20 protein-coding genes are annotated in these 20,006 nt (G+C 71.3%); 10 read left to right on the top strand and 10 right to left on the bottom strand.

The features are described from left to right. Positions 1 to 115 precede the first annotated feature (115 nt). The 4 genes from WMF33_RS38125 (at position 116) to WMF33_RS38110 (ending at position 6,155) form a co-directional block, all read left to right on the top strand. On the top strand, positions 116 to 724 hold the full coding sequence (locus WMF33_RS38125) for a hypothetical protein (protein ID WP_437333202.1): 609 nt from the start codon (positions 116 to 118) through the stop codon (positions 722 to 724). 49 nt (positions 725 to 773) lie between these two features. Next, entirely contained in the window at positions 774 to 1,781 is a 1,008-nt protein-coding gene (locus WMF33_RS38120; protein ID WP_437333201.1) for a cupin-like domain-containing protein, read from the top strand. Between the two features lie 220 nt (positions 1,782 to 2,001). Beyond that, positions 2,002 to 2,196, top strand: a complete 195-nt coding sequence (locus tag WMF33_RS38115; protein ID WP_437333200.1) for a patatin-like phospholipase family protein — start codon at positions 2,002 to 2,004, stop codon at positions 2,194 to 2,196. 68 nt (positions 2,197 to 2,264) lie between these two features. Next, positions 2,265 to 6,155 carry a serine/threonine-protein kinase gene (locus WMF33_RS38110; RefSeq protein WP_437333199.1) on the top strand — a complete coding sequence of 1,297 codons (3,891 nt, stop codon included), beginning with the start codon at positions 2,265 to 2,267 and terminating at the stop codon, positions 6,153 to 6,155. A gap of 36 nt (positions 6,156 to 6,191) precedes the next feature. Here WMF33_RS38110 and WMF33_RS38105 read toward each other — a convergent pair whose 3' ends face one another. Next, positions 6,192 to 6,698 carry a cupin domain-containing protein gene (locus WMF33_RS38105; RefSeq protein ID WP_437333198.1) on the bottom strand — a complete coding sequence of 169 codons (507 nt, stop codon included), beginning with the start codon at positions 6,696 to 6,698 and terminating at the stop codon, positions 6,192 to 6,194. Between the two features lie 36 nt (positions 6,699 to 6,734). Next, positions 6,735 to 7,622: a LysR family transcriptional regulator gene (locus WMF33_RS38100; RefSeq protein ID WP_437333197.1), complete on the bottom strand. Its 888-nt coding sequence runs from the start codon at positions 7,620 to 7,622 to the stop codon at positions 6,735 to 6,737. A gap of 23 nt (positions 7,623 to 7,645) precedes the next feature. Here WMF33_RS38100 and WMF33_RS38095 point away from each other — a divergent pair, with 23 nt between their 5' ends. Continuing rightward, a complete protein-coding gene (locus WMF33_RS38095) occupies positions 7,646 to 8,491 on the top strand; it encodes an SDR family NAD(P)-dependent oxidoreductase (RefSeq protein WP_437333196.1) in 846 nt (281 codons plus the stop codon). A gap of 28 nt (positions 8,492 to 8,519) precedes the next feature. Here WMF33_RS38095 and WMF33_RS38090 read toward each other — a convergent pair whose 3' ends face one another. The 4 genes from WMF33_RS38090 to WMF33_RS38075 form a co-directional block, all read right to left on the bottom strand. Continuing rightward, entirely contained in the window at positions 8,520 to 9,281 is a 762-nt protein-coding gene (locus WMF33_RS38090; RefSeq protein ID WP_437333195.1) for a hypothetical protein, read from the bottom strand. A gap of 92 nt (positions 9,282 to 9,373) precedes the next feature. Then, on the bottom strand, positions 9,374 to 10,138 hold the full coding sequence (locus tag WMF33_RS38085; RefSeq protein ID WP_437333194.1) for a zinc-dependent peptidase: 765 nt from the start codon (positions 10,136 to 10,138) through the stop codon (positions 9,374 to 9,376). Between the two features lie 58 nt (positions 10,139 to 10,196). Beyond that, positions 10,197 to 10,931 (bottom strand): iron-containing redox enzyme family protein, encoded by a 735-nt coding sequence (locus WMF33_RS38080; protein WP_437333193.1) that lies wholly within the window; start codon positions 10,929 to 10,931, stop codon positions 10,197 to 10,199. A 151-nt stretch (positions 10,932 to 11,082) separates the two neighbouring features. Then, on the bottom strand, positions 11,083 to 13,032 hold the full coding sequence (locus WMF33_RS38075; protein ID WP_437333192.1) for a putative Ig domain-containing protein: 1,950 nt from the start codon (positions 13,030 to 13,032) through the stop codon (positions 11,083 to 11,085). 962 nt (positions 13,033 to 13,994) lie between these two features. On the opposite strand from WMF33_RS38075, the gene WMF33_RS38070 reads away from it, so the two are divergent. After that, positions 13,995 to 14,759, top strand: a complete 765-nt coding sequence (locus WMF33_RS38070; RefSeq protein WP_437333191.1) for a DUF1287 domain-containing protein — start codon at positions 13,995 to 13,997, stop codon at positions 14,757 to 14,759. A gap of 128 nt (positions 14,760 to 14,887) precedes the next feature. Here the strand turns inward: WMF33_RS38070 and WMF33_RS38065 are convergent, their stop codons facing one another. After that, complete coding sequence (locus WMF33_RS38065; RefSeq protein ID WP_437333190.1) at positions 14,888 to 15,709, bottom strand: SRPBCC family protein; 822 nt, start codon at positions 15,707 to 15,709, stop codon at positions 14,888 to 14,890. A gap of 12 nt (positions 15,710 to 15,721) precedes the next feature. Further along, positions 15,722 to 16,309: an ArsR/SmtB family transcription factor gene (locus tag WMF33_RS38060; RefSeq protein ID WP_437333189.1), complete on the bottom strand. Its 588-nt coding sequence runs from the start codon at positions 16,307 to 16,309 to the stop codon at positions 15,722 to 15,724. A 311-nt stretch (positions 16,310 to 16,620) separates the two neighbouring features. Here WMF33_RS38060 and WMF33_RS38055 point away from each other — a divergent pair, with 311 nt between their 5' ends. Further along, on the top strand, positions 16,621 to 17,328 hold the full coding sequence (locus WMF33_RS38055; protein ID WP_437333188.1) for a hypothetical protein: 708 nt from the start codon (positions 16,621 to 16,623) through the stop codon (positions 17,326 to 17,328). Positions 17,329 to 17,534: 206 nt separating this feature from the next. Continuing rightward, a complete protein-coding gene (locus WMF33_RS38050; RefSeq protein ID WP_437333187.1) occupies positions 17,535 to 18,119 on the top strand; it encodes a hypothetical protein in 585 nt (194 codons plus the stop codon). Between the two features lie 87 nt (positions 18,120 to 18,206). Here the strand turns inward: WMF33_RS38050 and WMF33_RS38045 are convergent, their stop codons facing one another. Both WMF33_RS38045 and WMF33_RS38040 read right to left on the bottom strand, forming a co-directional pair. Further along, positions 18,207 to 18,437: a DNA-binding protein gene (locus tag WMF33_RS38045; protein WP_437333186.1), complete on the bottom strand. Its 231-nt coding sequence runs from the start codon at positions 18,435 to 18,437 to the stop codon at positions 18,207 to 18,209. A gap of 219 nt (positions 18,438 to 18,656) precedes the next feature. Then, the gene (locus WMF33_RS38040) at positions 18,657 to 18,785 is read right to left on the bottom strand and encodes a hypothetical protein (RefSeq protein WP_437333185.1); all 129 of its coding nucleotides are present in this window, start codon (positions 18,783 to 18,785) and stop codon (positions 18,657 to 18,659) included. A 22-nt stretch (positions 18,786 to 18,807) separates the two neighbouring features. Between WMF33_RS38040 and WMF33_RS38035 the strand changes: the two genes are divergently transcribed. Both WMF33_RS38035 and WMF33_RS38030 read left to right on the top strand, forming a co-directional pair. Then, positions 18,808 to 19,011: a hypothetical protein gene (locus WMF33_RS38035; protein ID WP_437333184.1), complete on the top strand. Its 204-nt coding sequence runs from the start codon at positions 18,808 to 18,810 to the stop codon at positions 19,009 to 19,011. Between the two features lie 209 nt (positions 19,012 to 19,220). Beyond that, positions 19,221 to 19,994, top strand: coding sequence for an SDR family NAD(P)-dependent oxidoreductase (locus WMF33_RS38030; protein ID WP_437333183.1), 774 nt, complete (start codon positions 19,221 to 19,223; stop codon positions 19,992 to 19,994). Positions 19,995 to 20,006 lie beyond the last annotated feature (12 nt).

The following is a 20,006-nucleotide window of genomic DNA, read 5'->3' as shown; positions in this document are numbered from 1 at the left end:
GCGCTGGGCCAGGGCCTTGAGCCACTCTGAGCCAGGCGCGACGGAGGCTCCGGGCCAGGGCCATCGACAGCGCGAACTTCAGGGAGATCGGACGCTGTACGGAATGGCACATGCCGTGCACGACGCAGGCGTGGAGGTGTTCATGTCACGGTTCTTTCTTGTGGACGATGCATCCTTGTTGACGCCGCGGCCCACGCCCCCGCCCCGAACGGCGGCCCTGGTTCGTGGGGTATCCCGCGCTGCCGCCGCGGCGGCGGCCGTCTTCGTGGTGGCCTGTGGTGCGCCGGTCGTCGAGGAGGGGAGTCAGGAGGACCAGGCCACCACCGGGCCTCAGCCGGAGGAGGAGTGTGGCGCTGGGGCGGCGATCCCGCCGATGCCTCCTCCTCGGGACGACGAGGGCGAGATCATCCCACCGATGCCGCCTCCGCCGCCGGACGGCGAGGCCATCCCGCCGATGCCGCCGCCGATGCCTCCGCCGTGCGGCGACGAGGGCGAGATCATCCCGCCGATGCCGCCGCCGCCGGACGGCGAGGAGGGCGGGATCATCCCGCCGATGCCGCCGCCGATGCCGCCGCCGTGCGGCGACGGGGGAGAGATCATCCCGCCGATGCATCCCCCCATCGAGGAGGATGGCGAGATCATCCCGCCGATGCCGCCGCCGCCGCCGGACGGCGAGGAGGGCGAGATCATCCCGCCGATGCCGCCGCCCCAGCCGTGCGAGTGAGCCGCTCGAGGGTCGTGCCGGTGCATCCCTTCACCTGATGAGGTCGACGATGGGCGAACGTGATCGCGAGCTGGAAGTTGCGCCGGAGTGGTGGCGCTGGGCCACGGAGAACCTGCTCCGCGGCGTGTCGGAAGGCGCGGTGTCGGAGCAGCTCCAGGCGGCGGGCGTGAGCGCCGCGCAGGCCGGCGAGCTGCTCTCGGCGATCGTCCGTTCGCCCATCTTCCTCGCTGCCCGGCCGTTCGCCCGGGCGGCGCGGCAGCAGGAGATGCTGGTCCGGCTCAAGCAGAGGATGGCGTCGAACGCCCTCGATCCGACGGGGATTCCGCGGCGCTCCGGCGTGTCTGCCGCGGAGTTTCGCGACGTCTACGTCGCCGGGAACATCCCGGTCATCCTGACCGACGTGGTGACCCGCTGGCCCGCTTTCGGCCGGTGGACGCCGGCGTATCTGGCCGAGGCCTTCGGCGACGTCGTGGTCGACGTCACGACGGGACGCCTGAGCGATCCCGATTACGACATGCACGCGGCGAAGCACACGCAGAGCACGCCGCTGCGCGACTTCGTCGCGCGCATCGAGGCCGCCCGCACGGAGACGAACGACTTCTACATGGTCGCCAACAACCGCGTCCTCGAGCGGACGAGGCTCGGCTCGCTGCTGGGCGACGTGGTCCTCCCGGACGGGTACTGCGCCGCGAATCGGCTCCTCGGCAGCTCGGCGCTGTGGCTCGGCCCTGCAGGGACCGTCACGCCGCTGCATTACGACACGTCCAACATCCTCTTCGGGCAGGTGTACGGCAGGAAGCGATACCGCATGATCGCGCCGTTCGAGACGTCGCTGTTCGAGGGGGCGCGCGCGATGTACGCCGACCGGGATCCGGAGCAGGACGCGATGAGCCCGGCGCTCGTGAAGGACGTCGTGCTCGAGCCGGGCGAGGCGCTCTTCATCCCCGTCGGCTGGTGGCACCACGTCCGCGCGCTGGACGTCAGCATCAGCCTCGGGATCAACAGCTTTCCGTTCCACAACAACTTCGACTGGTACCGGCCGAGCAGCGTGGTGTAGCCCTCGAGGCCGAGCGCCGCGCCCAGGCGGCCCTGTTCTTGCTCCGATCGGCGCCCGCGGCAGGCCCGAGCACGGGCGGGATGAGGAGCGGGACCTCGACGTCCTACCCGCCCCTCCTTCAGCCCACCTCCGCTGCCCCGTGCTCTCCCGCGTCGTGGCCCATCAGCCCTGCACGAGCGAGCCTCGTTCGGATTACGATGGCCTGAGGGGAGGTGGCGTCTTGACGATCGAGGACCTCGTGTTCCAGGGCGGCGGCGTGAAGGGGGTGGCGTACGTCGGGGCCATCGCCGAGCTCGATAGAAGAGACGCGCTGGCCGGCGTGACCACCGTCGCGGGCACCTCGGCCGGCGCGAACACCGCGGCGCCCCTCGCCGTGGGCGCCGGCGCGGAGGAGGTGAGCCGCGCCCAGCGCTGACCCGCTTCGCTGGCCAGCGAGCCGCCGATGTCTGAAGGAGCCTGACCATATATTAAGGAGTCAGTCGTGTGAAGAGCGCCTCCGACGGTGACCGCTCCAAGGAGCTTCAGAGCACCGAACGCTTCGAGATCCTGGGTCGCCTGGGAGAGGGCGGTATGGGCGTCGTTTATCGCGCTTACGATGGCTTGCGCCGCGCCGAGGTCGCCTTGAAGACGCTCCTCCGAATGGACGCGGCGGGCATCTATCGACTCAAGAGGGAGTTTCGCACGATCGCGGACGTCTCCCACCCCAACCTCGTGACGCTGTACGAGCTGATCTCCGCCGATGAACGCTGGTTCTTCACCATGGAGCTGATCGTCGGCTTGCCCCTCTCCGAGCACGTGCGCGGGAGGGCCGAGCCGCTCTCGGCGGTCAGCGTCTCGGGGAGGGGCGCGTCGCGCGAGCTCGTGACGACCGTCGTCCAGACGGGGGCGAAATCCAGGATCGATTCTCCCGGATCTGGGAGCGCGGCGCCGTTCGCTGCAGCGGGAGGGGCCGACGCCCGAGCGCCTCAGCTGAACGTCGCGCGCCTGCGGGCCGCGCTCAAGCAGCTCGTGGACGCGGTGATGGCCCTGCACGACGCGAGCATCCTGCATCTGGATCTGAAGCCCTCCAACGTGCTCGTCGACCGGAATGGGCGAGTGGTGGTCCTCGACTTCGGCATCGCGCGAAGCCTGGGCCTCGACGAGGTGACGAGCGCGGCGACCACGGGGGAGCAGCTGATCCTCGGGACGCCGCTCTACATGGCACCAGAGCAGTTTCGCGGGGACGTCTCCGCTGCGTCGGACTGGTATGCCGTCGGAGTCATCCTCTATGAAGCGCTCACCGGCCGCCTGCCGTTCGAGGGGCATCCCTATGCGGTGATCCACAACAAGAGCTGCGTGGAGCCGCCGCCCATCGAGCCGGCGGCAGGCATTCCGGAAGATCTGAGCGCGCTCTGTATGGCGCTGCTGCGGCGCGATCCGCGTGACCGTGCGACCGGAGCGGACGTGCTGCGCGTCGTCGGCGAGCCGCCGGCGATCGAGGACCGCGCGCCGAAGCCCGACCGCCCCTATCACCTCGAAGCGCCGGTGTCGAACGCGCCGTTCCTAGGGCGCGAAGCGCAGCTCTGGGCGCTCGAGCAGGCATTCGATGACACGCGGCGAGGCCGAGCGGTGTCCGTGTTTATCCGCGGGCGCTCGGGGATCGGCAAGTCGGCGTTGGTGCAGCAGTTCCTGAGCCGGCTGAGCGGTCGCGGGGGCGTCATGCTCCTCGCAGGGCGCTGCTATGAGCGCGAATCCGTCCCCTTCAAGGCGTTCGACAGCGTAATCGACGCGCTGAGCCGCCATCTCAAGCGCCTCCCGCGATCGGAGGCCGCCGGCGTGCTGCCGCGCGGCATTCACGACCTGGCGCGCGTGTTTCCGGGCCTGCGCATGGTCGAAGCCATCGCGGACGTGCCGCGGCGTGAGCACGAGATCCCGAGCCCCCAGGAGCTCCGGACCCGCGCGTTCCGCGCTTTGAAGGAGCTCTTCTCCGCCCTGTCGGACAAGGCGCCGCTCGTCCTCTACATCGACGATCTCCAGTGGGGGGGGCGTGACAGCGCCCTCCTGCTCGCGGACTTGCTGGCTCCTCCTGATCCTCCGGCGATGCTCGTCGTCGGGACGTACCGGGACGAGGACGAGGCGTCGAGCCCCTTCCTGCGCGAGCTCTTTGCCTCGACGAAGGTGAAGTGGCCCGGCGCCGCCGAGATCCGCAGGATCTTCGTCGGTCCGCTCTCGGACGAGGACACGCGGACGCTCGCGCTCTCGTTGCTGGGCAACGGCCGCGCCGAGGACGCGGCAGAGATTGCCCGTGAGTCGGTCGGCAGCCCGTTCATCGTCGGAGAGCTGGTCCTACAGGCGCGGCGCCAGAGCGCCGGCCAGCCGACCGCGTCGGGGATCGACGGTGCGCGCCAGCGCGCCTCGCTGGAGGCCTTGCTCCTCGCCCGCTTCGCGGGGCTCCCGGTGGATGCCCAGCGGCTGCTGGAGGTGATAGCCATCGCTGGACAACCGATCGAGCAGGGCGCTGCGCTTCGCGCCGCCGAGCTCACGGGCGGCGCCCAGACGGCGCTGGCCGCGCTGCGCTCAGGGCACCTGGTGCGGACGGGCGGGCTCGAGCCGACGGACGCGGTGGAGACCTACCACGATCGCGTGCGGGAGACGGTGGCCGCGCAGGTCGCGCCGGTCCGGCTCGCCGCGCACCACCGCGCCGTTGCCGAGGCGCTCGAGGAGACGAGGCGCGCCGCCCCCGAGCGGCTCGCACATCATTTCAAGGAGGGCGGCGACCCGGACAAGGCCGGTGAGTACGCGGCCGAGGCCGCGGCCCAGGCCGCCGCCTCCCTCGCGTTCGACAAGGCGGCGCGGCTGTACCGGCTCGCGCTCGAGTGCAAGCCAGGCGACAGCAGGCGCCGGCGCGAGCTCCAGATGATGCTAGGGAGCGCGCTCGTGAACGCGGGCCGCGGCGCCGAGGCTGCCGAGGCCTACCTGAGCGCAGCGGAGAGCGCTTCGATGGCCCCATCGCCGGGCTCGGTCCTCCAGTGCCAGCGGCTCGCCGCCGAGCAGCTCCTGGTCAGCGGGAGAACTCAGGAAGGGATAAGACTGCTCCGGGAGGTCCTCTCCTCCGTCGGCCTGAGCTACCCTGCGACGATGCGACGCACGCTCGCGTCGCTGCTCTTCAGTCGAGCGAGGCTCGCCCTCCGGGGCTTCCACTTCGAGGAGCGCCGTCCGGAGGAGGTGGACGCTGGGGAGCTGCGACGGCTCGACGTGTGCTACTCGGCGTTCATGGGGCTCTTCACTGCAGAGCCGGCGCGCGCGGCGGCCTTTCACGCGCGGCATCTCCTCCTCGCGCTCGACGCGGGCGAGCCTCGGCGGATCGCGCTCAGCGTCGCCTTCGAAGCCCTGTTCGCGGCAAACTTCGGCGCATCCCACAGACGTCAGCTGGAGCGCGCGACCAGGGCGGCGAACGCGATCCTGGGGCGGCTGCATTACACGCGCGCCGAAGGCGTGCTGCAGCTCGCGCAGGCGGTCGACTCTTTTCGGTTCTCCTGGAGAGAGTCGTGCGAGCGCGCAGCGAAGGCTGAAAAGCTATTTCGTGAGCATTGCACGGGTGTGGCGTGGGAGATCAATTCATCACAGGTCATCTGTCTCGTGAGCCTCACCATGCTTGGCGATCTGGAGCAGCTGGCGCAGCTCCTGCCCACGTGGATCAGAGAAGCGGCGGAGCACGGCGACCGATATGCCACGACGTCGCTGGGCACCTTCGTGGGAGGCGACGCCTTGATCTCGGTGGCGTCGGACGAGCCGGACCGGATGCGACCGGAGCTGGACGACGCCATGGAGCGGATGTTCCGAAAAGGGTTTCACATCCAGCATCTCAGCACGGTAAACGCGCAGGCTCTCCTCGACATGTACGCTGGCCGGGGCGCTGACGCGTGGTCACGGGTGAGCGCCACCTGGCGAGCGATCGAGAGCTCCGGGTTGATGCGCGTGCAGATCATGCGCATCCAGGCGCTGGATCTTCGCGGGCGCGCGGCGCTCGCCGCGGCCGAAGCGGCCGCGCATCCGGCGCCGCTCCTGCGCGCCGCCTGTCGTGCCGCCGCGGCGCTCGCCGCAGAAGAGATGCCGTGGTCGCGCGCGTACGCGCGTCTGTTGCGCGCCGGCGTCGCGTCGATGCGCGGCGACGACCGCGCGGCCCGCGTCGAGCTCGAGGCAGCGATCGCCGGCTTCGATGCGCGCGAGATGGAGCTCCACGCCGCCGCAGCGCGGCGGCGGCTCGGAGAGCTGCTCTCGGGTGACGAGGGGCGCGCCGTGGTGGCCGCAGCCGACGCCTCCATGGGCCGGCGGACGGTTCGGCGACCGGAGCGCATGACCGACACCATCGCTCCAGGGTTCCGACGGCGCTGAAGCGGCCTCGATGGATCCTGTCGGCCCTTCAACGCGCTACTCGCCCGTCGCCTCGCCGTCCCAGTAGTCTCTGACCTGCGATTTGTCGTACACCTCGTCGACCGAGCGCACGAGGATCTTGTTCGAGTCGGTGTAGACGCAGACCTCATCCGGCTTCTGCTCGCCGATGACGACGAAGCGGCACGGCGCGTCGCTCGTGTTGATGAGGCAGTGGCCGGCCTTCTGGCGCGCGGGGAAGCAGACGTAATCGCCGGCCGACATCTCGAGCGTCTCCTCGCCGAGCCTCAGCGTGGCGCGCCCCTCCAGGATGAGGATGTGCTCTTCCTCGAGCAGGTGGTAGTGCGCGGGCGAGGACTGCTGTCCCGGCGCGAGCTCCTCGATCGCCACGCCGACGTGGTAGGCGTCGCCCATGACCGCCTTCGTCAGATGGCGATAGCGGCTGCCGAAGCGCGAGCCCTTCGACCAGACGTGCCAGGGGACGCTCTCGGCGGCGATCGGCTTGCGGATGACCTGAGGATCGGACTTCTCATCGTTGCTCGACATTGCGGGCCTCCTTTCGCCTCCTCGGTCCGCGGCGCGCTAGCGAAGCGCCTCGCGCACCGCGGCGTCAAGCGTGTCGACCACGAGGCGCACGCGCGGCACCTTCCGGAGCTCTCGATGGTACGCGAGGAAAATGGACGACGACGGCAGCTCCGCGTCGACCTCGAGCCGCACGAGCCCCGCGATCGAGCGGACCGAGGGGTCGGACATGAGCGCGATCCCCTGGCCCTGGAGCGCCGCTTCGAGGAGCGCGTGGTGCGAGTTCGACCTCACGACGAAGCGCTTCGCGCCGTGGGCCATGAGCCACGAGCTCTTCGCGGTCTGCGCCAGCGTCCCCTCGTAGCCGACGAAATCGTGGCGCGCGAGCTCCGCCGTCCGCAGCCGCGCGCCCCGCAGCCGCCGCTCGACGTAGCTCGGCGCGGCGTAGAGCCCGAACGAGGCCCGCCCGGCCAGGCGATGGACGACCGCGGGCGACGACGACTTGTTCCCGCGAATCGCGACGTCCGCCTCGCGCCGCGCGAGGTCGACGAGCCGCGTCTCCGAGAGGATCTCGAGCTCCAGCGCCGGATACAGCCGCCGGAGCTCGCAGAGGCGCTGCGTGACGGGCCGCACGACCTCGTCGGCCAGCGACAGGCGCACCGTCCCGGAGAACGCCTCGTCCCCCTCGTCGCGCCGGATCGCGTGGAGCCCGCTCTCGATCCGCTCGGCGAGCGCCACGAGATCGAGCGCGTCCGGCTCGACCGACGTCCCCCCGTTGCTCCGGTGCACCAGCGGCCGCCCGAGCGCCGCTTCGAGCGCGTCGATGCGCCGCGCCGCGGTGGAGGTCGAGACCCCGAGCGCCCGGCCCGCGGCGAGGAAGCTGCGGTGGCGGTGCAGCGCGAGGAGCACGCGGAGATCGTCCCAGAGCGGTGCACCTGCGTTTTGCATCCGTGGAAATCGGATTACCACCGATGCCCATTGTCGACAAGCGCGGCGGAGGCCATCTTCCCGGCATGAATGCATTCGATTTCAGGGGAAAGACGGTGCTCGTCACGGGCGCCTCGATGGGCATCGGCGAGGCGTTCGCCCGCGAGCTGTCGCGGCGCGGGGCGACCCTGGTCCTCGTCGCTCGCAGCGAAGCAAAGCTCGCCGCGCTGGCCTCCGAGCTCGGCAGAGCGCATGTCGTCGCCGTGGATCTCGCCGCCCCGGGGGCCGCGCGGCGCGTCTTCGATGCCGTCGCGGAGAAGGGGCTCGACGTCGATGTCCTCGTCAACAACGCGGCCTTCGGCGTCTTCGGCGCCTTCGGCGGCCTGCCCCTGGCGACGCACCGCGAGCAGATCGATCTCAACGTCGGCGCGCTCGTCGAGCTCACGCACCTGTTCATGCCCATGATCGAGCGGCGCCAGGGGGGCGTGATCCAGGTGGCGTCGACGGGGGCCTTCGTGCCTTCCCCGTACTTCGCGATCTACGCGGCGACGAAGGCGTTCGTCCTCTCCTTCAGCGAGGCGCTCTGGGCCGAGTACCGCCCGCGCGGCGTGCGCGTCCTCGCCCTGTGCCCCGGCGCGACGGACACGCCGTTCTTCCAGCGCTCGGGCGACATCCCGGGGGCCGAGAAGCGGGCGCGGCCCGAGGACGTGGTGCGCCTCGGCCTCTCGGCCTTCGTGGCCGGTCGCGCCTCGGTCGTCCACGGCGCCGCGAACAGCCTGAGCGTGTTTCTCATCCGCTTCTTCAGCCGCGAGCTCGTCGTGAAGATCATGACGCGCCTGATGAAGCCGCGGGGGGCGGAGCTCCCCGGCGCCGCGGGCCGCGCGGCGTGACCTCGACGCGCGCCCGGCGCCCAGGGCCTCAGTCGACGCTGACGCTGGTCACGGCGGTCCAGTCGTTGCGGCCGTCCGCGGAGACGACGTGGAAGCGGAGCGCGTCCTCGTGGCGCGCGGTCGAGACGAGGGCCGCGCTGGCGCCGACGAAGTCGTCGCCGCGGCAGGTGTCGCGGAGATCGCCGCCGTCGTCGAGCACGCCGACGCGCGCGGGCGCCGCGTGCCCTTGCAGGTACGGGGCGGCGATGAGCTCGGCCAGGGTCGACGGCGAGGGGACGGGCGCGTCGAGGTCCCAGAGGCGGAGGTGCTTCGCGTCCGCGAGGTGGGCATAGAGCCGCTCGACCTCCTTGCCGGTGTCCTCCTCGACGGCGAGGACGAGGAGGAGGATGCGGTCGTCGTCGCGGGCGCGAGCGCGGGCCTTGAACGAGAGGGGACCGCGGAGGGTGAGCACCGCGGGGAAGCGGCCCTGGGGCGCGCTGAAACGCACGAGGGTGCGGCCGAGGGGGCGAGGGGGCGTGAGGCCGGCCGGCGCGCCCGGCGCGGGCGGCGGGGCGCCCGGGTCGGGGGGGACGAGCAGGTAGGCGGCGACGAGGAGGACGGGCTCGGGCGCGCCGCGGAGGAGGCCGTCGTGGCCGGAGGCGAGCTCGAGGGCGGTGATGTCGAGGCGGAGGCGGAAGGAGCGCACGCGCCGCGCGGGCGGCGCCGCGGGGGCAGGCGACGCGGAGGACGCCGGGCGGGGCGCGGAGGACGCGCTGCCCTTGCGGGACCTGGCTTTGCGCTTTCGGGCCATCGAGGGAGCAGGAGATACCATGACCGGCCGCGCACGGGCGATCGGCGCGCGCGGGGCGGCGATGGCGGCGAGGACGGCGGCCCGCGGCGCCGCTACCGGCCGGCCGGGTCCTGGCGATAGAACGCCTTCAGCTGATCGTAGAGCTCCGGGTGCTTCGCCCTGAGCTGCCGCGGCTTCTCGAAGAAGGCCTCGGTGACGACGGCGAAGAACTCGGCCGGATTCGTGGCGCCGTAAGGATCGATGACCGTGCGCTTGAGGCTCGCCTCGTCGCGGACGAGGCGCTCGTACTCGCGGCCGAGGATGCGCGCCCACGCGGCGTACATCGAGCGCTCGGGCAGCTCGGGCGCGCCGTCGGCGGGGCCTTCCTCCTGGTCGAGCTGGTGCGCGAACTCGTGGAGCACGAGGTTGTGGCCGTCGCTCACGTCCGCCGCGCCCGCGAGGACGCCGTCCCACGCGAGCACGACCGCGCCGCGCGACCACGACTCCCCGAGCCGCGCCCGGTCGCTCTCGACGACGACGCCCCCGTCGCGCACCTCCCGGCCGGGGGCCACGTAGGCGCTCGGGTAGACGAGGATGACCTCGAGCTCGGGGTAGTAGTCGGTCTCGCGGTGCAGGAGGAGCAGGCACGCTTGCGCCGCCACCGTGACCCGGATCTCGTCGGTGATCTCCAGGCCGCCGCACCCCTCGAACGGCTTCTCGTCGAGGAAGACCTGGATGTGGCCGAGGAGCTCCTCTTGGTCCTCGGCCGCAAGGCGGCCGAAGCTGGGCACGTTCCGGTCGAGGATCGCGCGCCACGCGGGCGGGAAGGGCGCGCGGCGGACGGCGGCGCGCCGGCGCTTCCTGAGAAAGCCGAGCATCGACGCCGATGTTACCGCCGCGCGCGGCCCCGCCGGAAGGCGCGCGCGAGAGGCCCGCTCACGCCTGCCGGAGCCCCATCGCGCGCGCGACGCCGTCCCGGTACGAGAGCCACGCCGCGTGCGCGGCGGCCACCGCCGACGCGACTGCGTCCGCCGCCGGGCCCTCGTCCGGCACGTGCCCCAGCACCATCTCCCACGCGTCCCGCCGGTGCCCGCCCTCGACCGCCCGGTGCGCCCGCACGAGGCGCATGCGCTCGGGCGGACACCCGTAGTGACGCACCATCGGGTGCGCGCGCAGCGCCTCGTCGATCGGCGGCGCCTCGCGCTGGCCGAGGAGCTCGGCGCGCTCGTGCACGCTGCCCTCCACGAAGATCGTGAGCACCGCCGCGCCCACGACCCACGGCGGCGCCGCGCTCACGCGGTCGAGCAGCGCCCGGTAGGCGCGTGCCTCGGGCTCGAGCGGGATGGACTCGTCCTCGATGGCCGCGCGCGGGATGCCCAGGCCGTCGATCATCTCCAGGAAGAGCTCCGGGTGCGGCGCGCCCAGGGAGAGCTTGCCGGTCTGCTCCTCGAAGAGGTTCTCCGCCAGCGCGCTGCGCACCGCGGCCGGCGGCGACTGGCCGAGCACGCGCGCGAGCAGCACCGGGAAGTCGCGCACGTAGACCCGGTACTCGTGCCGGAAGTGGACGACGAGCTGGTCGCGCGTGAGGCCAGGGCCGGTGAGGTGCGCCCAGGCCCAGTGGTTCTTGCGGTCCATGATCGCGAGCAGGCGCTCCTGAAGGCGATTCGTCATGCGGCAGCTCCTCGGCAAGGGGAGCCTTGGTTGTACAGCACGGGCGAGGCGGGCGCCCACGCCCTCCGGGCGACTGACGCGCAACTGCTCGAGGATCTTCTCGCGCGCCGTCTCCTCGAACACCCCGTGGAGGCCCTCGCGGGACGCCACGTCAGCGGCGGGCGGCGTTCGCGTCGCTGCGTCTGGCTGCTCTTCGACGAGACGCGCCTAGCGCCGTCGTTGCGAGGAGCAGGAGGAGCGCCGCGGGCGTGCGAGGGGGGCCGGGCACCGCGCAGCCGCAGCCGCTCGGCTCGCCGCCGGTGTCGCTCGCCGCGCCGGCCTCTCCCCCGCCGCCCTTTCCGCCGGCGCCCCCGCCCGCCGTTCCCGCGCCTCCACCTCCTCCAAGGCCGCCTCCACCTTCGCTCGTGCTCCCGCCTCCGCTCGAGCTGCTCGTGGAGGCCGCGCTCGAGGCCTCGCCCATCCCGCCCGGCGGCGACAGCGTGTACATGAGCGCCGCGCCGGCGGGGACGCTGGCGGACAGCGCGTCGCTCACGCCGCTCACGTCGGCGCGGCGCCACAGATCGCGGATCACCGGCGTCCCCGTGACGCCAAGCTCCGAGAGCTGCACCGACATCGTCATGTCCTGGTCGCCGTGATTGAAGAACGCCACGGCCTTGCGGTCGCCGCTCAGGTCACGGACCCAGATCTCGCCGCCGTTCACCGCCGTGCGGTGGCCGCGCGCGCCGAGCGCGTCCTGGTTCACGGCGAGCACCTCCTCGTTGGTGAGCAGCGCGAGCGTCCACGCGTCCGAGCCGAGCCGCGCGGGGTTGCCGCCGAACATGAGCGGCGACGGCAGCATGGTCCACAGCGACATGATCGTGACCTGCTCGTTCTTGGTGAACGTCGTCTGACCGGACGCGTGCCATTCGTTGCGTGGGCCGAGGTAGCCGAGCGGCAGCATGTCGAGGTCGGGCCAGTGGCCCGGGGTGAGATCGCCGACGCCCTGCCAGGTGCTCGCTGCGCGGAGCACGCCGGGAAGATCGGTGAGCGCGTTGAAATCCCAGAAATCGTTCACGACGCGCCACATGTTGGCGTTGCTGTTCAGGTGGCCGGACGAGGTGATCAGCCACGAGGGATCGTTGGGACCCGGCGAGAAGCTCAGCACGATCGAGCGTCCCGTCTTTTCCACGGCCCTGTGGATCGCGTCGGCCTCGGCCTGGTGATACCTGCGCGTCGTGTTGTTGAGCATGTCGTCGATCTTCACGAAATCGACGCCCCAGGACGCGTACTGCTGGAAGAGCGCGTCGTACCAGGCCTGCCCCGCCGGCGTGTCGCCGCGCACGCCCCACATGTGATCATCCCAGGGGCAGGGATCGTTCGGGTTGCCCGCGTCGCGCGTGGAGAAGCTCGACCCCGCGATGGGGAGATTCGCGTCGTACGATTTGCGCGGCACGCCGCGCATGATGTGGATGCCGAAGCTCAAGCCCATCGCGTGGATGCGGTCCGCGAGGCTCTTGAAGCCGTTGCTGCCCGTCGCCGATGGATATTTGCTCGCGGCCGGCAGATAGCGGCCGTTCGCGTCGATCGGCTGTCCGGGCTCGTACCAGCGATAGTCGATGACCACGGTGTTCCAGCCGTACGGCTGGAGATGCGTCCTCACCGCCTGGGCCTGGTCGATCATGTCCTGCTCGGTGACGCTCGCCCCGAACGAGTCATAGCTGTTCCAGCCCATCGGAGGCGTGAGGGCGAGCGTGCCGCCGGACTGCAGCGTGTACGTAGCGCTCGCGGTGCCGGCGGAGCTCGTGACGGTGACCGTGACCGGGTAGGAACCGGCGGCCGGCGTCGTCCCCGAGATAATCCCCGTGGACGGCGCGAGCGTGAGCCCGGCGGGCAACCCCGAGGCAGAGAACTCGAGCGGCGCCTGGCCGGTGGCGGGGATGGCGAACAAGAACGGCGACGAGGGCGCGGCGCCGTACACGAATGGGCCCTGCAGCCGCGGCGCCGCGGGCGCCTCCGCCATCGAGATGTCGATGGTCGACTGCGCGTGTGCGGCCCCGCTCAGGACCAGGGTCGCCGCGAGCGTGGCTCCAACCAGAAGAAAGGAGGTGCGAGGTCGTCTCATGAGCTCTCCTGAGTGTCGGATGCATGCCGGCGTCGTGCTCGGTGCACGAGCCTCAGCGCCTCGTGCGCTGAGCAGCTAGAGCGACGTTCACCCGCTTCGGAGACGGGCCCATCTCGACGTTTTCGGTGCTCAGCGCACCGGAGTGCGCTTCCGCGCCGAAAACGCCGAGCTGGACCCGTCTCCTGTGCGGGTGAACGCCGCTCTGTAACGCATGTGCCAGAGACGGGCGAAAACCGCTCTAGAACGCTGAACACGTTGGAATTCCTCGGCGGCTCCGGCGGGTGACGCAACCTGTTTGGCGAAACAAAAAGGATATCGTTGGGTCGAATGTTAGCGTTAACATTAGCGGCGTCAATTCAAATCGACGAGTCGGCGGGTACTGGCCAGCCCGAGAGAGGGGACAAGGTTGGCGGGGCTCTTCCGGAGCGCGGCGTCCCGATGAGCGGGCGCGAGGCGACGCGGGACATCTGCATCGTCGAGCTCAACGACATCCCGGAGGCGGCGTCATCCACGCCTCCCTCACTACCGTCCGGCATGATGGCCGCGAGATCGAGCTCCGCGGCCTCCATCTCCGGCTGGGGGTGGATCGAGAGAGGGACCAGCGCTCTTCGTCGCGCGTCGTGGTCGAGATCGCGCTGGTCCTGCGCAAGAGCACTGCGGTCCCGGCCGCCGCTCGGGCAGCGAGGTCTATGTTGTTGTTAGCGTTAACATTATGGGCCAGCGCGACCTCGCGCCGCGGGGATGGCGACCACCCCAACGTGGGTCGGGTTCCCCAACTTCCCCAGCGCCCGAGGTTGGGCCAACCTGGGTCGCCTTGGCCCAGCCGGGGCGACCTCAACCTGGGCCACCTCGGGGAACCTCAACCTGGGGCGCCTCAACCTGGGACGGGTACCCATCCACCTGCACCTGGGGCGGGTCGGCCTGCCCTGTCACAGATCGCCCTCTCCGGACGAGGATGCGTCATGAGCTCACGAACCTGGGCTGTCCTCGCGGTGGTCCCCCTCCTGGCGTGTCGCTCGCGGGAGCTCGCTCCGCGCGAGGCGCTCCACACCCCGGCCTCTGCGCCTGCGCTGGCGACGACCCCCTCGCCAGCGCCGACCCACGCGCCCGATGCTGCGCCAGCACCTCTCGCCGGATCCACCCTCGTCCCCGCGACCTCGAGCCCGATCGTCGCCCGCGCTCGCCTCGAGGTCGCCCGTGCCGTCACGTACGACCCCGCCTGGGTCGCCATCGACTACCCGAACGGAGATCCGGCCCCTGAGCGCGGCGTCTGCACCGATGTCGTCATCCGCGCTGTCCGCGCGGCGGGCATCGATCTCCAGAAGGTGATTCACGAGGACATCCTGGCGCGCCCGTCCGTCTACAGGACGATCGAGCGTCCCGATCGCAACATCGATCACCGCCGCGTCGGGCCGATGCTCACCTACCTGCGGGCCCATGCCATGTCGCTCCCGAGGACCTTCGACGCGGCCGCGGTGAGCACATGGCAGCCTGGAGATGTCGTCGTCTGGGCCTTCAAGCCGTGCCCTTCGTGCACGCCGGATCACGTCGGTGTCGTCAGCGATCGCAAGGGCCCGCGCGGCATCCCGCTCGTCCTCCACAACCTCGGGCCGACGCCGAGCGAGGACGACCACCTCGACGCGTGGACCGTGCTCGGCCACTTCAGGATCCGCGGGGCGGCGATGGGGGAGGGGGCCGACGAAGCGCGAGGCGGTCCGGAGCGGTGAAGGCCCCGGAGCGCCGCCCCGACCTGGGTCGGGTAGACGCCGGGCAGCCGCAACCTAGGTCGGGTAGCCGCAACCTAGGTCGGGTAGCCGCAACCTGGGTCGGGCAGCCGCGGCTCTCGGAGGGCGGCTTATGCGTTCGCCTTCTGCGCGGCGTTGGCCGGGAAGCGGGCCTCCAGCCAGGCGCGCCATCGCGGCTCGAGCTCGGCGGCGGTCTCGGCCGCTCGATCGCCGTAGAAGAACAGGCTGACAGCGATGCGCGCCTTGTCTTCCCAGGGGTAGCTCCCGAGCAGCGCGACGCCCTGCGCCGGCTGCTCGAGGCGCAGCAGGACCTCGCAGGTCTGATCGCTCTGCTCGACGTGCTCGACGGTGCCGACGAGCGGCGGGGCCCCTGCCGGCGCTGACCGTCGCTCGCCCAGGTTGGGGCCGGAGACGCCGAGCGCGGTCGCGAGCTGCTTCCAGGCCTCGGCGTGCGCGCCAGGGTAGGCGCTCATCGCGCGCGCGGCGGCGGCGCGCTGGTCGGCAAAGTGACGCAAGTACAGGCGGAGGACCCGGAAGAAGCCGGGCCAGCCGCTCTCGAACCCCTCGATCTCGTCGTCCCAGGCGTCCTTGGACGTGAACAGGCTGTGCACGAGCCGCACGAGGCACTCGCCGCCCGAGCGGCCGGAGACGACGAACTCCGTCGCGAGGGGCGGGGCGCCCTCGCTCCAGCCGTGCTCCTCGTACTCGAGGCGCGACGGGGGCTCCCACGCCGTGATCGTTCCCGACGAGGCGGCGCCTTCGCCGAAGGTGAACTCGATCTTGCCGCCGACGCGCTCGTCGGCGGTGGTGGGCGCGAACCAGGCGCTGATGCCGGGGCCGGTCGCGATGGCGCGCCACACCTGCTCCGGCGTTCCGGGCACGATGAGCTCGAGCTCGACCCAGCGTCGTTCTGCGTCGCTCTTTATCGGCATGAAGGCTCCTTTCTAGGGGTCATCGCTCGGCTTTGGATAAGCCATCACGAGCAACCGGTGCTCCCGCCCGCCGGGGGCGGCCGCGTCGTGATATCGCGCCACGAGGTCCGTGACGGCCTTGCTGAGATCGGCGGTGAAGGCGGCGCGCTCTGCGGCCGACGCGAACCGGATCTCCGTGTCGATCGAGAGCGTCGCCAGCCGCTTCTGGGCGTTGAACGCGAGGCGCCACAGCCTGCCGACCTCGCGGACGACGCGCGCCGCGAGCGCGATGAGGTAGCTCGCGGACAGGCGATCCATCGTCCGCTGTGGATCGGCGGCGGCGGGGCCGAGCGCGCTCGGAGATACGACATAGGCGCTCGCGGTCGCCACGAACAGGCGCTCCGTCAGCCCGCCCCATTTCCGCTCGCCGGCCGCCCGCACCAGCTGGTGCGCTTCGAGCGCGCGCAGGTGGTAGTTGACCTTCTGACGCGCCAGGCCCACCCGCTCCGCGAGGCTCGCGGCGGAGGCCGGCTGCGCGAGCTCCGAGAGCAATCGGCTCCGGACCGGGTCGAGCGCGACGACCGCCGCGGCAGGGTCTTCGATGACCTCAACGTCCAGCACGTGCCCCATGGTAGTTTGACAAATTTTGTTGTCAAGGCTTCCGTCCGACCCGGGTTGAGGTGCCGCCCCGTCGGCGACCCGGGTTGGGGTGGCACGGACCCGACCCAGGTTGAGGTGCCGCCCCGCCGGCGACCCGGGTTGGGGGGCACGCCGACCCGGGTTTGGGGCAAGCACGGCCCCGGCGGGTGGCCCAGGCCGCCACCGAACCCGGGTCGGGTCGCCCGTCGCCGTCGGGCGGCTCTGCTTTTATGATGCGGCCCATGGCGTCGTCTCCTGCCCGTGCATCGGGTCCGTCTCACCGCGCCGGCGCCGTGCCGCCGGCTCTCCTGCGGCTCCTCCTGGTCGTCGCGCTCGCAGGATGCGCCGTCGAGCAACGCACCTTCGTCGACAGGGGCCAGGGCGGCGCCGGCGGGACCGGCTCCTCAGGCGGGACCGGCGCCGCAGGCGGAGGCGGCGCGAGCAGCGACGCCGCCTCGACCACCGGGGCCAGCGGCGGCAGCTGCGCGGAGCCATCGGATTGCCCTGCCCCCGCCGAACCATGCCAGATCCCAGCGTGCGTCAGCGGCAGGTGCGGCACGGCGCCGCTGCCGGAAGGCACCGAGATCGCGCCGACGACGGGCGACTGCCAGCGCACCGTCTGCAACGGTCGCGGCGCCCAGGTCGTCGTCGCCGCCGACGAGCCCGCGGACGACGGCAACTCGTGCACGTCGGATTCCTGCGACGGGACGACACCTGTGCACTTGCCCCTGCCCGGACCATGCCCAGGCGGACGATGCGACGACGCTGGCCAGTGCGTGCCGCTCCAGTGCGCGCAGGACGCCGAGTGCGGCGCCTCGACGGAATGCTACCGATACACCTGTGATAACGGCCTCTGCGCAGAGGGACCCGCGCCGGCAGGCACCCTGTGCAACGCGCAGCAGGATCAGTGCGACGGCGCCGGCCGCTGCGTCGACTGCGTGAACAGCGGCGGATGCGGAGAGTGCTGCGTCTGCTCCAGCGGCGTCTGCGTCCAGGCGTGAGCCGTCCCCGGGCCCGCGTTCCCGCCCCGCGCCCCGACCCCCGCGCCCCGACCCGGGCCGGCGCCCGCGCCCACGGTCGCCGACCCCCCTCGCTTTCTTGCTCCGCCCGCGGCGCCTGCCGCTAGGATCGCGGCATCGTGCGCCCACGCGCCGCCACCGCCCGAGTGCGCCCGCGCGCCGCCACCGCCCGAGAAGGAGACCGCTCCGTGCACCGTCGACATGCGCTCTTGATCCTGATGCTCTGCCTCGCCCCCCTGCTCGTCGCTTGCGGGCACCCCTGGAAGACCACCCGTCAAGCCGTGCCGAACCCGTTCTACGGCAAGGGGCGCTTCGCGGTCGTCCCGATGGCGTTCCTCGGCACCACGGTCGGCGACATCTCCGAAGCCGACTGGATGGCCGACAAGGACGCCGAGCAACGGCAGAGCTGGCAGGAGGACAAATCGGCGATCAACGAGCAGTTCACCGAAGCCCTCATGGCGGAGACCGCGTCGGAGGACGCCGTCGTCGTCAGGGCGGTGAGCGCCGGCGATGCGCCGTTCTTCATCCGCGCGAACGTCACATCCTATGAGCCCGGCATCTTCACGGGCGTCTTCAACAGGCCCACCGTCATCAAGGCGACGGTGCAGCTCACCGATCCGGCCGGGACGGTGCTCGACGAGGTCCTGCTCGAGACTGCGGCGCCCGCGAGCTTGTTCAATCCATCGAGCGGAGGGCGCGCGCGGCAAGCGGCGAAGGAGCTCGGAAAGCTGACGGGGATGTACGTGCTTCACCGCGTCCGCGGCGACGACTGAGCTGCTCCCGGCGACCCGACCCAGGTCGAGGTCGCCCGCCTCCCCGGAGCAGGGCCCCCGCGTCATGCCGCGCCTGGACGACGGGGGCTATTCGCCCTTGGCGAGAGACTTTCCCTGGGCCTCCAGGGCGGCTTTGAGCACTCCGATGGCCTTCGGCCCCACGCCATGAAGCGAACGGAGCTGGGCCTCCGAGAATCGAGTGACCTCGTCCAGGCGAGAGACGCCCATGAGAGCGAGCGCGCGCGTCGCCGGCTTCCCGATGCCCTTCGGGAGCGAGGATCCTGGTTGTTCCTTCGGTTTGCTCGGTTTGCTCGGCATGGGTCCATCCTGATGGGGTGATTGGCCGCCCGGCGGCCAGCGCAGCCAACTTCCCGGAGCGCCAACCCCACAACCACGCTCAGCATGCCAGGGCGAGGCCCCCTGGACAACACCGCGGCACGGGGAACTCCCCGGACAGAGGCGCCTGGCTCTCGGGTGAAGGCGGCCCCACCCAGGTCGGGATCACCCCGGGCGTGGAGCCGAGGCCGTCGGCGACGGCTACCCCACCAACACCCACGTCGGCGAGGTCGTCGCCCGCGGCGGCGGGCGCGGGATCTTCTGCGTATCCGAGAGCGGGGGCGCCTCGATCGACCGCATCGACATCTCCGGCACCGGCAGCAACTCCATCCTGCTCGAGAACTGCCACAACGTGAATATCGCCGCCGAATCCGGGAAGGTCACGGGCGGCGGCGACGTCCGCCTCGCGGCGCGCACCCAGTTCGCGAACTCCTCCGACATCACGATCCAGAACCTCACGATCTCGAACACCGCCGTCAACGAGAGCCCCTGCGCGGTCAACAGCACGTTCCGCAACCTCACGCTGATGAACGCGCGCGACAACTCCAGCGACTAGTCCCCGAGCCGACTGTTGCCTTCTCGCGCTCCGGTCGATGGGCGCGCGAGTGACCGCGCCGGAGCAGCGGATCACCACCGGCTGTTGGCATGGGAGCAACACGGGCCGAACAGCCGCGCCTGCACGGCACCGGAGGGGGTGCCCGACGCGAGCGCCAGCGGCATCCGGCGAGCGACGCGGCGGCATGGAAGTTGTTTCTTCATAGCGCCATGGATCTCGGCTTGAAGGGACAGGTGGCCATCGTCACCGGGGGGAGCGAAGGCATCGGGAGAGCCACCGCGCTTCGGCTCGCGGAAGAAGGGGCGCGGGTGGCGATCGCGGCGCGGCGGCCAGACGTCCTCGCGCGCGCGGAGCGGGAGATCCGGGATCGGGGCGGAGACGTGCTGGCGATCGCGGCAGACGTCACGAGCCCCGCCGACGTGGAGCGCCTCGTGGCGGAGACGGTCGCCCGATTCGGACGGCTGGATATCCTGGTCAACAACGCGGGCACCGGGCGGGCACACCACTTCGAGGAGGTCGACGACGAGACCTGGCAGGCCGATCTCGACCTCAAACTTCACGCGGCGATCCGCACGTCGCGCGCCGCCATTCCCCACCTCAAGAAGCAGCGCGGCGGGCGCATCATCAACGTGACGACGCCCGCCGGCAAGCAGCCGGGGGCGAGGTCGCTGCCGACCTCGGTCAGCCGCGCGGCGGGGATCGCGCTCACCAAAGCCCTGTCCAAGGACCTGGCCGAGCAGGGCATCCTGGTGAACACCGTGTGCGTCGGCGTCATCAAGAGCGGCCAGCAGCAGAGGAACGCCGAGCGCCGCGGGCTCAGCCCCGAGGAGCACTACGCGGCGCTCGGGAAGAACGTGCCGCTCGGGCGCGTCGGCGAGGCCGAGGAGGTGGCCAACGTGATCGCCTTCCTCGCCTCCAAGGCCGCAAGCTACGTGACCGGCACCAGCATCAACGTGGACGGCGGGACCTCCGGCGCGATTTAGCCCGCGCCGCCG

The sequence above is a fragment of the Sorangium sp. So ce394 genome, from assembly GCF_051474665.1.
GTDB lineage: Bacteria > Myxococcota_A > Polyangia > Polyangiales > Polyangiaceae > Sorangium > Sorangium cellulosum_D.
This window is presented reverse-complemented; position numbering and strand designations above follow the sequence as displayed.